Here is a 13654-nt window from a genome sequence, read left to right as displayed (position 1 = left end):
AGGCCCGATCGGAGGTGTCCCTCGATGAGCGCGCCCTGTAGGGTCTGGAACTCGTGGTGGAAAGCAGCGCCCCCGCCCGGCGGGACGTGTACAAATGGGGATTCATAACCGCTCTCGGTGTGATCGCCGGATATGGTGCCGTCCTGCTGGCCAATGCCAGGCATTTCTACACCGATGACAGTGAGTCGCAGTACGGCCCGCTGTGGGTGATGCTCGGCCGGTCCCTGCGCGACGGATGGTTCCCGATGCTGGTCCCCGAGCACTGGATGGCGGGCAACTACGCCATCGAGGAGGCGGGCCTGCTGAATCCGCCGCAACTGCTGATCGATCTGATCGCGCCCTCGGTCGACAACATCGCGCTCTACACCACCGTGATCAAGCTGATCTTCGCGGTCGTCCTCGGGACCGGTGTGTACCGCATCTGCCTGGAGTACGGGGCGCGGCTGCCGTGGGCCGCTGTCGCGGGCGTGTCGATTCCGTTCACCGGTTGGCTGCTGTTCTTCGACGAGGCCAGTTGGTACACCGCCTTCACCGGTACCGCGTGGCTGGTGCACGCGTGGGCATCCGGCGTGCGCTACGCACGGGGACGCGGCGGGCCGATCCCCACCTTCGTTTTCCTGTACCTGGCCATCTCGGTGCAATACATTTTCCCGGCGGTCGAGGCCGGGCTGATGATCGGCGCGGTGGCCGTGGGGGAGGTTGTCTACCAACGTAAGTGGCAGCCGTCGCTGCGACTGCTCGCGGTCGCGGGCTGTGCGGCGGTGGCAGGGCTGGCCACCTATCTGCCGAGCATGCTGTCGGCGAAGGTGACCTGGCGCGGCACGGCTCAGATCAATAACGACCAGTTCCTGACCGTGCCGTGGTCGGAATCGCTCAATGCCAGCCTGCCCAGCTCGTTGCCCGCGTACAACTCCTGGTGGGGTTATGTGCAGCCGATGCCGGTGGTCTATATCGCCTGGTTCCTGATTCCGGCGCTGGCCTTCATCGACTGGCGCAAGGCGCGCGCGTCCTGGCGGGAGTTCAGTGCGATCGCGCTCGTCGCGCTGACGGCGCTGATGTGGACGGCGGGGCCGGGCACCATCGGCCCGCTGCGCTGGCCCGCGCGGGTGTTGCCGATGCTGGCCCTCGGACTGTTGGTGCTGGTGTGCGTGCTGCTCGGCCGCTTCGCCACCTTCGAGAATTGGCGTGGCCGCGGTATCGCAGCGGGCGTGCTGATCGGGCTGCTGTGGGTGCGGTCGTTCTCGGCGGCGCCGCGCGAGGTCGTCTGGCATGTGGTGGCGGCGGTCGGAATCGCCGTGCTCGGCGCGGCCGTCGTGTGGCTCGGGATGAAGAAAAGCATGGCCGCGGCCTGCGCGTTGACTATCGTTTCGGTGTTCCCGATCGCCTTTTTGCAGGTGCATGCGGCACAGCCGACGCCCATGAGCTGGAACCTGCCCGAGCAGCGGTCGCAGATGAAGGCCGCCTTTCCCGAATTTCGGGGCACCACCCTGCAATTGGCCGATCGCGGCTTGATCCGGCCGGAGGATCGTTCGCTGCGGGGCGCGTACGGATCTCTTGTCTTCGGTAACTACGCCAAGGATCTGGAGAAGACCTACGTCAGCGGCTATACGCCCAACGGGCACTTCTGGTTCGGTGAAATGCTGTGCATGCGCTGGGACACCAGCGTCTGCCCCGACGCCTTCCGGCGGGCCTTCGCGACGGAGCCCACTACCGGTAGGACGATCGTCGACCTGATGAAGGTGGATCGGGTGGTGCTGCAGAAGGCGCTGTACCCGGACGCGCGCAATCAACCCGCACCATCTGGCTGGCAGTGGGTCGATTACCCGGGCCACGACCAGTACATCGCGGTGCTCGAGCGAGTGGATGGGCTGCTGTCCACGCAGAACGGCCGGGTGTCGGCGGTGTCCGGTGGCACCGCGACGTCGTTGTCGGAATCGGAGCTGACCAGCCGGGTTCGCGTGAGTTCGGATAGTGGTGGCCGCGTGGTCTTCGCACGGCTGGGCTGGCCGGGCTATCAGGTGAAGCTGAACGGCCGTGCGATCCCCTTCGACGTGGTCGCGAAAACCTTTGTCGCCGTGGATATTCCGGCCGGCACCAAGAACGGTGACCTGGAGCTGACCTGGCGGCCGCCGGGGTGGAAGATCGGCGGGGTCGCGATACTGCTCGGGCTGTTCGGAATCGGCGCATTGCAATGGATGTTCGTGCGCGGTCGCGAGCGTGACGAGAATGCGACGCTGACCGAACCGCCGGTGACCGTGATGGTCTCGGAACCCGATCTGGCGGGAGTATCTCGTTGACAGCTGACCAGCAGGCCGAATTCACGGCGGATCACGCGGGTGCGACCGGCGCCGAGGATCGGGGTCTGCTGCTGCGGCTGGTGCGTCGGCAGGAGATCGCCTTCGCGATGGTCGGTGCGTTCAATACCGCGCTAGGTATGGGGCTGACCGTGCTGTGGCTATCGGTGCTCGGCAGTAATGTGCCGCCCGGGGTCGCAGTGGTCGCCGCCTATGCCGTCAGCATTGTCATCGCTTTCGTACTGCATCGCACGCTGGTCTTCCGAGTGCGCGGACATATGCTGCGCGACTTCGTCCGCTTCGTGGCGGTCAATTCCGGTGGGCTGCTGATGAACATCGCACTGCTGTCGCTGGCCGTCTCGGTGCTGCATCTGCCGAGCAGGCCGGCCGCGGTGGTGGTGATGGGTCTGGTCGCCATCGCCAGCTTCTTCGGGCATCGCTACATCTCGTTCCACCGGGCGCCCGTGCCCGAGCCACCATCGACCGGTTCGGGTGCGGAACCGTCCTAGGCGCCGGGTAAGTTATCGATCATGCCGGAGGAAACCGCCTTGGACGCCACCCTGTTGAGCCTGCTCGCCTGCCCGCAGGACAAGGGTCCGCTGCTGTTGGTCCGCGACGACAAGGGCGCCACCGCGCTCTACAACCCGCGCCTGCGCCGCGCCTACCCGATCGAGAACGGCATTCCGGTGCTGCTGATCGATGAGGCCCGCGATGTCACCGACGCGGAGCACGCGGCGTTCACCAGTCAGCACGCCGACGCCTGAGCAGCCATCGGCTCGGTGGCGCACGATAGCGTGCGCCACCGCGGATTACGGTGCGGGAGTACCGATTTCGCCGGTGAGATAGCGCTGGAGTGTGGGGGCGACGGCTGCGACCAGTTCGGGACCCGGCATCGAGGCCAGCGGTTCTATCTCCAGGATCTTGCGCGCGACCAGCACGCCGATCATTTGCGTTCCCACCAGCGCGACCCGGGCACGGCCGTCGTCCTCGGGCCTCGCGATCCGCATCCGTACCCGTTCCAGGACGACGTCCAGGACAAATGTCCTGGCCAGCGCGATATCGCCGCCAGCGAGAATGCTGCGCACCGCCGCGACGATCCCGGGGCCGGCGGGGGAGTCCCACACCGCGAGTACCGAGCCGAGAATGGTTTCGCCGAGCCGATCCAGCGGCGCGGCCTCGATCCGGCGCAGTGTGGCCTCCGGATCGATCGGTAACTCGACCACCGCGGCGAACAGTTGCTGTTTGGTCCCGAAATAGTGGTGGACCAGCGCGGGATCGACTCCGGCGTCGGCGGCGACGGCACGGATCGAGGTCTTGTCGAAACCGATCTCGGCGAAGCGGGCGCGGGCTGCCGCGAGGATTTCCTCGCGGGTGTCGGAGCGACCCGGACGGCGACCGGAGCGGGTGCCCCGGTCGCCGTTGGTCGTCGTGTCCTGTGCGATCGGGTTCTCGGCCGTCACGAGGTCCGCCGTCGTAGCGTGGCTGCGCCCAGGCACAGCGCGACGACCGCGAATCCGGCCACGACCGCCAGGTCGCGCAGCATCTGACCGGTGACGTCCGAATGCGTCGAAACCTGTTGCAGCGCATCGACCGCATAGCTCAACGGCATCACATTGCTGATCGCCTCCAACCACCCCGGCAGCTGTCCACGCGGAACAAGTAAGCCGCACAGGAAGATCTGCGGCGCGACCACCACCGGCATGAACTGTACGGCCTGGAATTCGGTGCGCGCGAAGGCACTTGCCAATAGCCCGAGCGCGACGCCGCAGACCGCGTCGATCATGGCGATCACCACCACCCAGACCGGACTGCCCGCCGAATTCAGGCCGAGCAGCCCGAAGGAGACCAGACAGGCCACCGCCGCCTGTGCCGCCGCTGCCACCGAGAAGGCGGTGCCGTATCCGGCGAGCAGATCGAGTTTCGACAGCGGCGTGGTCAGCAGCCGCTCCAATGTGCCGGAGGTGCGTTCGCGCTGCATGGCGATCGCGGTGATCAGGAACATCACGATGAACGGCAGGATGCCGAGCATGCTCATACCGACGCGATCGAATATCGGCACGGGGTTGAACGGGTTGGGTGGGGTGTCCTTGTAGATGAAGTAGAGCAGCGCCATCAGGACCGCCGGAACCACGAGAATCATTGCGACAGTGCGGTGGTCGTTGCGCAGCTGACGCAGGATGCGTCCGGTCGTCGCGGCATAGGGACGCAGTGTCGGCGTCCGGCGGCGGGGTACGAGGGTGGTGGTCATGCCGCACGTCCCATCGTGATCAGAGTGAGGAAGGCTTGTTCGAGGTTCTGCTCACCGGTTTCGGTGCGCAGTTCGTCCGGGCTGAGCTCGGCGAGCAAGTCGCCCTCGCGCATCAGCAGCAGTTTGTCGCAGTGCTCGGCCTCGTCCATCACATGGCTGGAAACCAGCAGCGTCGTTCCGTTCGCGGCCAATTCGTGGAACTGCTTCCACAGGTCGACGCGCAGTACCGGATCCAGGCCGACCGTCGGCTCGTCCAGGATCAGCACCTCCGGCTGCGCGACCAAGGCGCAGGCCAGAGACGCGCGGGTCTCTTGGCCGCCGGAGAGTTCGTCGCCGCGTTGGTGGGCGTGATCCAGCAGGCCGACCGCGCCGATGGCCTCGTCGATCTCGTCGCGGTCGCGCCCGTAGAGCGCGGCGAAGTAGGCGACGTTCTCACGCACGCTGATATCGCGGTAGATGCTCGGTGCCTGGGTCACGTAACCGATCCGATGCCGCAGTTCCGCCGAGCCCGCGGGCAACCCGAGCGCGGAGATCTCGCCGGACGCCACGATCTGGGTCCCGACGATGCTGCGCATGAGCGTGGTCTTGCCGCATCCCGACGGACCGAGCAGTCCGGTGATGGAACCGCGCGGGATGGTCAGCGAGATGTTGTGTAGGACTTCGCGGCCGCCGCGGCGCACGGTGAGGTTGCGAACCTCGACGGCATGGGATGAGTGCAGGTCCGTCATGGAACGCCTCAATTCATCGAGTGTTGAATTCACTGTGTGATGAATTTAGCGCGCTCGGGACTTCTGGGCAAGACCCGTCAGTGGTGATGTGCCGGTGTTCCGGCCGACTGACCCGGTTCGACCACGACAAACTGGCCCATCATGCCCTGGTCCTCATGCCAGAGCAGGTGGCAGTGATACATGTACGGCGAGTTCGGATCGGCGGGTCCGTCGAACCGCATCGTGAGCTTCGCGGTGGCGTTCGGCGGCAGGAAGATGGTGTCCTTGGGGCCGGTCAGTGCGTCGGGCGGCGGTGCGCCGTTCAGTTCGAGCACCCGGAACTGCACATCGTGGATGTGGAAGTTGTGCGGCATGCCGTCGTTGTTGTGCACCACCCAGGTTTCGGCGGTGCCCCGGGTGACCGTCAGATCGATCCGATCCATTGCCATCGGACTGCCGTTGATGCCACTGAGATTCAGTTCGAAGCTCCGCTCGCGCACCGAATCGGAGCCATCCGGCGTGGACGGATGTGCCAGTGCCGCAGGCAATTCCGGCGATGGCCGCAATGTCGATGCGGCACGCAGTTCGAGGATGTCGAAGCTGTCGTCACCGCCCGCGAATCGCTGCGTCCAGAAGTCCAGTCCCGCATCGAGTTTCGTGCTGCGCAGCACGGTTCGTTCGCCGGGCCGCACGCGAACCACGATTTCGGCACGTTCGCCCGGTGACAGCCGCACCCGATCGAGCGCGACAGGACGTTCCAGCAGCCCGCCGTCGGTGCCGACCAGCGAGAAGCGGCGATCGTCGGCGAATCCGAAGGTGTAGACCCGTGCCGTCGAAGCGTTGAGCAACCGCAATCGCACGAGCTCATCGCCGACATTCCGATACGGCGTCAGGGTTCCGTTCACCATGGTCCGGTCGCCGAGGAACCCGACGTCGCGGAACATGCCGTGCGACGAATCGAGCTGATTGCCGCGGAATTTCACGTCCTGGACGATGACCGGCAGATCGTCGACCCCATAGTTTTTCGGTAGCGAAAGACCTTCGGACACTTCGTCATCGAGAAGGAAAAGCCCCGCAAGCCCACGCCGGACGTGCTGTTCGGTCGCGGCATGCGGATGCGGGTGGTACCAGAGCGTGGCAGCGGGCTGGTCCATGGTCCAATGCGGTGTCCAGGTGCCACCGGCCTGCACCATTTGATGTGGCCCACCGTCCATCGCCGCGGGCAGATGCATTCCATGCCAGTGCACCGTCGACTGCTCCGAAAGATTGTTCCGGACTTCGACTTCCACCTTTTCGCCGCGCCGCGCCCGCAGCGTCGGTCCGAGATAGTCCCCGTTGAACCCCCACGTCTCGGTCGCCTGCCCTGCCCGGAATACCCTGTGCCCCGAGCGCATTTCGAGTTCGAAGACACGCGTGCCATCCGCTCGCACCCGGGACGGCGCCAGCGGCGGAATCGCGAGCTCATTGCTGAATTCGCCGCTGTCGACAGTAGATACGGACGCACTGCTGTACACCCAAGTGACGCAGCCGCCAACCGATAGCAGCACCACCGCCGTGACCGCCGTGACACTCGAGAGCAACCGCCGCAACCACCGCGGCCGGGAAACCGAAGACATGCCGCTGACGGTATGGATCACCGGCCCCCGGCCACATCCGGGAGCGTCCCCATTTCACCCCTGATCCGGTGTGTGCCCCACGTCACATCGCACGGCTGTCACGTCCGGCGGCGGTGCTTTGTCCGATGGTCGTCACCAACCAACAAACCTGCCCCGGTGACACCGACCAGGGGAGCAAACCATGACAACGCATCGGATCGTCGTACTCGGCGCGGGCTACACCGGCATGCTGGCCGCCATCCGGCTGGCCCGGCGGACCCGCAAACTCGACGTCCAGATAACCATCGTCAACCCGTCCGCTCGCTTCACCGAGCGGCTGCGCATGCATCAGGTCGCCGCCGGTCAAGAGTTGGACGATAACCGGATCCCGGAGATCCTGGCGGGTTCCGGCGTCGAATTCGTCCAGGGCTGGGCGACTTCCATCGATCCCGAGGCACAGCGGGTATATGTCGACGGCACCGGCACACTGCACTACGACGAACTGATCTACGCGCTCGGCAGCAGCACTGACACCAGCATCGTGCCCGGCGCCGCCGATCACGCCTGGACCCTGAACGATCCGCGCACTGCGCACCGCTTCTCCGAACACCTCGCGGTGGTCGCCGCCGGTGCCGGCACTGTCGCGGTCTGCGGCGGCGGTCTGACCGGCATCGAGGCGGCGGCCGAAATCGCCGAGAGCCACCCGGGCCTGCGCGTCACGCTGATCAGCAGCACCGAACCGGGCGCGATGATGGGCGATAAGGCCCGCGCCTACCTGAACAGGGCGCTCGATCGGCTCGGCGTTGCCCGCAAGGTCGGCCAGGCGGTCACCAAGGTGCTGCCGGATGCGGTCGAACTCGCCGACGGCGAACTGGTTTCGGCCGACCTGACCCTCTGGACCACCGGCGTCCGCGTTTCACCACTTGCCGCGCAGTCCGGCATCGAAACCGACCCGCGCGGGCTGATCGTGGTCGATCCGACCCTGCGGTCGGTTTCGCACCCGAACATCCACGCCATCGGCGACGCCGCCGCGGTGCGCCAAGCCTGGGGGCAGATCCACGGCACCTGCCAGTCCGGTCTGCCGACCGCCGCGTACACCGCCGACACCATCGCGCGGCAACTGAAGGGCAAGACCGTCGAGCCGTTCCGGTTCGGCTACTTTCACCAGCCCGTCAGCTTGGGGCGCAAGGATGCAGTCATCCAGTTCACCAAGGCCGACGACACCCCTGGCCGGTTCTACCTGACCGGACGCGCGGCCCTCTTGTACAAGGAAGGCGTGAGCAGCAGCCCGGTGCCCAGCTTCGAACTGAGCAAGAAGATGACGGTCTCGGTCCAGCTGTCCAAGGGCGGCAAGGCCACGCGCCGGACCGCATGAACCGGCCCCGGATCAGCCGTCCGCCAACGAGGCGGGCGGTTTCCGCGTTCGTCCGGAAGGTTGGATTGCCAAATCCGGACTTGCCCTAGGAGCATGGTTCAGATGGTCGACGCCACGCCCGTGCAGGATCCATTCATCGAACACCGGCGGCTGCTCTTTTCCACCGCCTACCGGATGCTGGGCACCGTCACCGATGCCGAGGACATCCTCCAGGACACCTGGCTGAAGTGGAATGAAACCGATCAGTCGACAGTCCAGTACCCCAAGTCCTATCTGGTGCGCACGGTCACCAACCTGGCGTTGAACCGGCTCACCTCGGCCAAGGCCAAACGCGAAACCTACGTCGGCCCTTGGCTTCCCGAACCCCTGCTGACATCACCGAATATCGCCGAGGAGACCGAGTTGGCCGATACCGTCTCCACCGCGATGCTGGTGGTCCTGGAGACCTTGAATCCAGTGGAACGCGCGGTCTTCCTGCTGCGCGAGGTGTTCGGCTACAGCCACGCCGAAATCGCCGACACCCTCGACAAACCCGAGGCCACCGTGCGGCAGATCGCGCATCGGGCCCGCTCACATGTGCAGTCCCGCCGCCCGCGCTTCGATACCGATAAGGCCGAGCGCACCCACATCACCGAACAGTTCATGGCCGCCTGCGCCGGTGGCGATCTCAATGCCCTGATGGATCTGCTCGCCCCCGATGTCACCTCGTGGTCCGACGGCGGCGGTGTGGTCACCGCGGCCCGGCGTCCGCTGTACGGACCGGATCATGTGGCGCGCTGGGTTCTCGGCGTACTCGCCAAGCCGTCGGTCGCGGGCATCGTCCTCGAGCCAGCGCATATCAACGGCGAACTCGGGGCGCTCGCGCGCATCGACGGAAACCCGGTGGCGGCGTTCACCTACGACCTCGTCGACGGCCACATCCACAACCTGCGCTTCCAGGTGAACCCGAGCAAGCTCAAGGGGCTCTACATGGGGACCGACGTGATCGGATGACCAGTTCGGCGTGTTGCTTTACGATCCTGCCGTGACCAGCCAGACCACGGAACCGAACGTAGACGGAGGACAGGTTCGGGTTTCCACCCTGGAACTGTTCTTCGATCTCGTCTTCGTCTTCACCATCACCCAGCTCACCCACGTCTTCACCCACCATCCCGGCTGGGAGGCGCTGGCTCAGGTGCTGGTGCTGTTCGGGGTCATCTGGTGGATGTACAGCGGCTACGTCTGGCTCACCAACGAAGTGGCGCCGAGCAATTCGCAGCGCCGCACGCTGCTGTTGATCGGCATGTTCGGATTCTTCGTGCTTGCGCTGGCGATCCCGGACGCGTTCCACGGCACGGGTCTCGCCTTCGGTCTCGGCTACGTCCTGGTCAACACGGTGCACACGGCGCTGTTCTGGGTCAGCGGGGGCACCTCGGCGATCCAGGCGATCAAACGCATCGCGCCGTTGAATGCGCTCGCCGCGGCGCTCGTGCTCGCGGGCGGTTTCGTGCACGGCTGGTGGCAGTACCTGTGCTGGGGGCTGGCATTCGCGGTGCAGGTGCTGAGTCCGTACCTGGTCGACACCCGCGATTTCGTGGTGCGGGCCAGCCATTTCTGCGAGCGCAACGGGCTGGTGATCATCGTCGCCATCGGTGAGTCGGTGGTCGCGATCGGACTGGGCCTGGCGGGGGAGAAGCTGACCGTGCCGCTGACCGCCACTGTCGCACTCGGACTCTGCCTGGCCTATGTGCTGTGGTGGGCCTATTTCGGGATCGATGACGACCTCGGCGAGCACGCACTTGCCGCGGTCCCTGATCGGGAACGCTCGCGTCCTGCGGTGCTCGCCTACGGTTACGCGCTCTACCCGCTGCTGATCGGCATCACCGTCAGCGCGGCGGGCATCAATATGACCATCGCGCACGGCAACGAACCCGCCTCCATCGCCGCCGCGTGCGCACTCTCCGGCGGCGTCGCGCTGTACTTCTTCGGCCAGTTCTGTTTCCGGCTCGCCCTCGGTCTGCGACGCCCGTGGTCGCGACTGCTCGCCGCCGCCGCGGTGGCCGCAACCATCCCGATCGGTATCGCGTGGGTCGCCTGGGCGCAGCTCGCGGTGCTTGTCGCGGTCGGGTATGCCGCCGTGATCATCGACGATCTCGTCACGCTGCGCTCGGGCCAGCACAGCCGCTACGTCTGACTTTCGGGAACAATAGAGAGTCGTGCGTAATGAGGAACTCGCGGTCGAACCACCCGCCGCGGCTCGCCGACTGCTCGGCTCGACGCTGTGGTCCGGACCGGTCGGCGTGCGAATCGTCGAGGTCGAGGCATATGGCGGCGATCCGGCCGGACCGTGGCCGGATCCCGCATCGCATTCCGGACGTGGGCGGACCAAGCGCAATGCGGTGATGTTCGGGCCCGCCGGTGTGCTGTACGTCTACCTCAGCTACGGCATGCATATGTGTGTGAACGTGACCAGCGGTCCGGACGGCACCGCGAGTGCGGTACTCATCCGGTCGGGCGAGGTGATCGCCGGGTCGGACACGGTCAGGGAGCGGCGACCCGCGGCCCGCACGGACGCCGATTTGGCAAGGGGCCCTGGGAATCTCGGCAGCGCGCTCGGAATAACGCTGAGCGACTACGGAACTCCACTCTTCGACCCTGCCTCGCCGATCCGGTTGGAGCTGAACGGCGCGATCGACCCCGCCGAGATTTCCGACGGACCGCGCGTCGGGGTCAGCAGTGCCGCGGATGTGCCGTGGCGATTTTGGCTCGCATCGCCCGCGGTCTCGGTCTACCGGCGCAGCCCGCGTGCCCCGATCGAAGCGGTATAACACCAGGTCACAAGAATTTTCGGGATCGGCGATGAGTTTTCGGCGCGGTGTCCGTCCTATCTGTTGAACGCGCTCCACCCGGCGCGACCGACCGAAGGAAAGACAGATGACCGCCATCGCCCCCGCCGCCCCGATCACCACCGCTGCCGCCATCATCGCCCACCGCCCCGGCAAGAAGATGACTATCGCGCTCTGGACCGTGCAGGTTCTGCTCGCGCTGTTCTTCATCATCGCCTCCGCCGCCCCGAAACTGCTCGGCGCGCATGCGGCGATCGAATCCTTCGACACGATCGGCTGGGGCCAGTGGTTCCGCTACTTCACCGGCGTCGTCGAACTCGCCGGCGGTATCGGCCTGCTGGTGCCTCGACTGACCGGCCCCGCGGCCGTCGGCCTGACCATCACCATGGTCTGCGCCGCACTGACCCAGGTGTTCCTGCTCGCCGCGCCCGCCCTGGCGCCGTTCCCGCTGGTGCTCGGCGTGGTGTTCGTCTGGATCGCCTGGCAGCGTCGCGACAGCATCATCGCGGTGCGGGAGCTGCCGGCTCGCTGAACATCTGAACAACTCACACGATCGGCAGACCGCGGTCTGCCGATCGTCGTCGCATTCACCGAAAATCATTCGCCCTGCGTGGCGGCGCGCGGCGACACTGAGGGCCATGCCGGTCGCGGGGGCCGGTGCGGAAAGATGGGACAGCGTGAGCGAACGAAGTGAGCGAACCATGTGCCAGCGCGCATCGCGCACGCTGGAGCCGAGCGCCAGCGAGGCGCAGGCGTGAGCGGCGACATCATCGACGAACTGACCTGGCGCGGACTGATCGCGCAGTCCACCGACCTGGACGCCCTGCGCGCGGCGGCATCCGCCGGGCCGCTGACCCTCTATGCCGGTTTCGATCCCACCGCGGCCAGCCTGCACGCCGGACATCTGGTCCCGCTGCTGGCGCTGAAGCGGTTCCAGCGCGCGGGCCATCGCCCGATCGTGCTGGCCGGTGGTGCCACCGGACTCATCGGCGATCCGCGCGACGTGGGCGAACGCTCCATGAATTCGACCGACACCGTCGCGGAATGGGCGTCCCGGATCCGTTCACAGCTCGAGCGCTTCGTCGACCTCGACGACTCATCCACCGGCGCGATCATCGCCAACAACATGGACTGGACCGGCCAGCTGTCGACCGTCGACTTCCTGCGCGATATCGGAAAGCACTTCTCGGTCAACGTCATGCTGGCACGCGACACCATCAAGCGCCGCCTGGACGGCGAAGGCATCTCCTACACCGAATTCAGCTACATGCTGCTGCAGGCCAACGACTACCTGCAGCTGCGCCGCAACTACGGCTGCACACTGCAGGTCGGTGGTTCGGATCAGTGGGGCAACATCATCGCCGGTGTCGAGCTGAACCGGCGCGTCGACGGTGCGGCAGTGCACGCACTGACCGTGCCGCTCGTTACCTCGGCCGACGGCAAGAAGTTCGGCAAGTCGACCGGCGGCGGCAGCCTGTGGCTCGATCCGGAAATGACCAGCCCATACGCCTGGTACCAGTACTTCGTGAATACCGCCGATGCCGATGTCGTGCGGTACCTGCGCTGGTTCACCTTCTTGTCCCGCGAGGAGTTGGCCGAGCTGGAACTGGCTACGGCCGAGCGTCCGCACGCAAGGGAAGCCCAGCGCAAGCTGGCCGAGGAAATGACGAATCTGGTGCACGGCGAGGCGAATACCCGGGCAGTGCAGCTGGCGAGTCAGGCCCTGTTCGGACGCGCGGATCTGCGTGAACTCGATGAGCCGACGCTGTCGGCAGCCCTGCGCGAAGCCGCAGTCGACGGCACGGTCGCCGAGGTCGGTGCCGGTGAACCGAGCACAATCGTCGATCTGCTGGTCGCCACCGGACTGGCGGAGAGCCGCGGCGCCGCACGGCGCGCGGTGAACGAAGGCGGAGCGTCGGTGAACAACGAGCGGATCTCGGATCTGGAATGGACGCCCGCCGATACCGACTACCTGCACGGACGGTGGTTGGTGCTGCGCCGCGGCAAGCGGAACTTCGCGGGCGTACTGCGGGCGGGCGCATAAAGATCAGTGGCTCGGGTCACATCGGAGTGGCCCGAGCCCGCTTTTCGGGGTGTCAGATGGCCTCTGACCTGGGAAATGACATGCGTGTAGTGCGGATTTGACTCGACGTTCTCCGCCGCGTAACTTTGTCCAAGTCAGAGCGACACGGACACCGACCCGGAGCCCAAAGCGCAGCGGAAACGCTGAGTACAGTGGCCTGGGAAACGAGGTAGGACGAGGAGCGCCTGGCGATCAGTGTTGTCGGATCGGACGAGCAGACTTGACTCTGCGCGGACGGTTGGCTAGGCTAGGACAGTTGCCTCAACAAGCCCCCCGAGAGAATCTGGGGTCCAGTTGTGTGCGTGTGTTCTTTGAGAACTCAATAGTGTGTCGATGAATGTCAGTGCCAAATATTTTTTGGTTCCGGCCTCTCATACCCCCGTGTGGTGAGGTTGGATATTTAGTCAGCAAATACTTTTTGCTGGCGTTTTGTTTTGCCAAGGTTTTCGGACTCTGGTTAATTCTTCTGATTGCGCCCTCTTTTTGGGGGTGTGGTTGAGAGTCTTCAACGGAGAGTTTGATCCTGG

General features: G+C 65.7%; 13 protein-coding genes. 9 read left to right on the top strand and 4 right to left on the bottom strand.

The window, feature by feature from the left end; genetic code table 11:
• Positions 1–56 precede the first annotated feature (56 nt).
• The 3 genes from ACZ60G_RS35195 to ACZ60G_RS35185 are packed head-to-tail and all read left to right on the top strand — an operon-like array spanning position 57 to position 3058.
• On the top strand, positions 57–2297 hold the full coding sequence (locus tag ACZ60G_RS35195; RefSeq protein ID WP_465815887.1) for a hypothetical protein: 2241 nt from the start codon (positions 57–59) through the stop codon (positions 2295–2297).
• Positions 2294–2803 carry a GtrA family protein gene (locus tag ACZ60G_RS35190; protein ID WP_465815705.1) on the top strand — a complete coding sequence of 170 codons (510 nt, stop codon included), beginning with the start codon at positions 2294–2296 and terminating at the stop codon, positions 2801–2803. The genes ACZ60G_RS35195 and ACZ60G_RS35190 overlap by 4 nt, the downstream gene beginning before the upstream one ends.
• 21 nt (positions 2804–2824) lie before the next feature.
• Positions 2825–3058 (top strand): Trm112 family protein, encoded by a 234-nt coding sequence (locus ACZ60G_RS35185; protein WP_040689305.1) that lies wholly within the window; start codon positions 2825–2827, stop codon positions 3056–3058.
• Between the two features lie 45 nt (positions 3059–3103).
• On the opposite strand, the gene ACZ60G_RS35180 is transcribed toward ACZ60G_RS35185, so the two are convergent.
• The 4 genes from ACZ60G_RS35180 to ACZ60G_RS35165 all read right to left on the bottom strand — a co-directional run bounded on the left by ACZ60G_RS35180 (position 3104) and on the right by ACZ60G_RS35165 (position 6865).
• Complete coding sequence (locus tag ACZ60G_RS35180) at positions 3104–3754, bottom strand: TetR/AcrR family transcriptional regulator (RefSeq protein ID WP_465815703.1); 651 nt, start codon at positions 3752–3754, stop codon at positions 3104–3106.
• The gene (locus ACZ60G_RS35175; protein ID WP_465815701.1) at positions 3751–4542 is read right to left on the bottom strand and encodes an ABC transporter permease; all 792 of its coding nucleotides are present in this window, start codon (positions 4540–4542) and stop codon (positions 3751–3753) included. Before ACZ60G_RS35175 ends, ACZ60G_RS35180 begins: the two co-directional genes overlap by 4 nt.
• The gene (locus tag ACZ60G_RS35170) at positions 4539–5270 is read right to left on the bottom strand and encodes an ABC transporter ATP-binding protein (RefSeq protein ID WP_465815699.1); all 732 of its coding nucleotides are present in this window, start codon (positions 5268–5270) and stop codon (positions 4539–4541) included. The genes ACZ60G_RS35175 and ACZ60G_RS35170 overlap by 4 nt, the downstream gene beginning before the upstream one ends.
• A gap of 77 nt (positions 5271–5347) precedes the next feature.
• Positions 5348–6865 (bottom strand): multicopper oxidase family protein, encoded by a 1518-nt coding sequence (locus ACZ60G_RS35165; RefSeq protein ID WP_465815697.1) that lies wholly within the window; start codon positions 6863–6865, stop codon positions 5348–5350.
• A 181-nt stretch (positions 6866–7046) separates the two neighbouring features.
• Here ACZ60G_RS35165 and ACZ60G_RS35160 point away from each other — a divergent pair, with 181 nt between their 5' ends.
• The 6 genes from ACZ60G_RS35160 to tyrS all read left to right on the top strand — a co-directional run bounded on the left by ACZ60G_RS35160 (position 7047) and on the right by tyrS (position 13088).
• Positions 7047–8219 (top strand): NAD(P)/FAD-dependent oxidoreductase, encoded by a 1173-nt coding sequence (locus ACZ60G_RS35160; RefSeq protein ID WP_465815695.1) that lies wholly within the window; start codon positions 7047–7049, stop codon positions 8217–8219.
• A gap of 102 nt (positions 8220–8321) precedes the next feature.
• Positions 8322–9212 (top strand): RNA polymerase sigma-70 factor, encoded by an 891-nt coding sequence (locus ACZ60G_RS35155; protein ID WP_465815885.1) that lies wholly within the window; start codon positions 8322–8324, stop codon positions 9210–9212.
• 31 nt (positions 9213–9243) lie between these two features.
• On the top strand, positions 9244–10392 hold the full coding sequence (locus ACZ60G_RS35150; protein WP_465815693.1) for a low temperature requirement protein A: 1149 nt from the start codon (positions 9244–9246) through the stop codon (positions 10390–10392).
• A 22-nt stretch (positions 10393–10414) separates the two neighbouring features.
• Positions 10415–11026 carry a DNA-3-methyladenine glycosylase gene (locus ACZ60G_RS35145; protein ID WP_433521715.1) on the top strand — a complete coding sequence of 204 codons (612 nt, stop codon included), beginning with the start codon at positions 10415–10417 and terminating at the stop codon, positions 11024–11026.
• 106 nt (positions 11027–11132) lie between these two features.
• Positions 11133–11576 (top strand): DoxX family protein, encoded by a 444-nt coding sequence (locus ACZ60G_RS35140; protein ID WP_465815691.1) that lies wholly within the window; start codon positions 11133–11135, stop codon positions 11574–11576.
• Between the two features lie 222 nt (positions 11577–11798).
• Positions 11799–13088 carry a tyrosine--tRNA ligase gene (gene tyrS, locus ACZ60G_RS35135; protein WP_465815690.1) on the top strand — a complete coding sequence of 430 codons (1290 nt, stop codon included), beginning with the start codon at positions 11799–11801 and terminating at the stop codon, positions 13086–13088.
• Positions 13089–13654 lie beyond the last annotated feature (566 nt).

The organism is Nocardia sp. NPDC102475 (genome assembly GCF_055584605.1).
This window is presented reverse-complemented; position numbering and strand designations above follow the sequence as displayed.

Excerpts from the sequence above, each read along its gene's own strand:
- ACZ60G_RS35185 (WP_040689305.1), top strand. The coding sequence starts at position 2,825 with ATGCCGGAGGAAACCGCCTTGGACGCCACCCTGTTGAGCCTGCTCGCC.
- ACZ60G_RS35160 (WP_465815695.1), top strand. The coding sequence starts at position 7,047 with ATGACAACGCATCGGATCGTCGTACTCGGCGCGGGCTACACCGGCATG.
- ACZ60G_RS35165 (WP_465815697.1), bottom strand. The coding sequence starts at position 6,865 with ATGTCTTCGGTTTCCCGGCCGCGGTGGTTGCGGCGGTTGCTCTCGAGT.
- ACZ60G_RS35140 (WP_465815691.1), top strand. The coding sequence starts at position 11,133 with ATGACCGCCATCGCCCCCGCCGCCCCGATCACCACCGCTGCCGCCATC.
- ACZ60G_RS35155 (WP_465815885.1), top strand. The coding sequence starts at position 8,322 with ATGGTCGACGCCACGCCCGTGCAGGATCCATTCATCGAACACCGGCGG.
- ACZ60G_RS35175 (WP_465815701.1), bottom strand. The coding sequence starts at position 4,542 with ATGACCACCACCCTCGTACCCCGCCGCCGGACGCCGACACTGCGTCCC.
- ACZ60G_RS35170 (WP_465815699.1), bottom strand. The coding sequence starts at position 5,270 with ATGACGGACCTGCACTCATCCCATGCCGTCGAGGTTCGCAACCTCACC.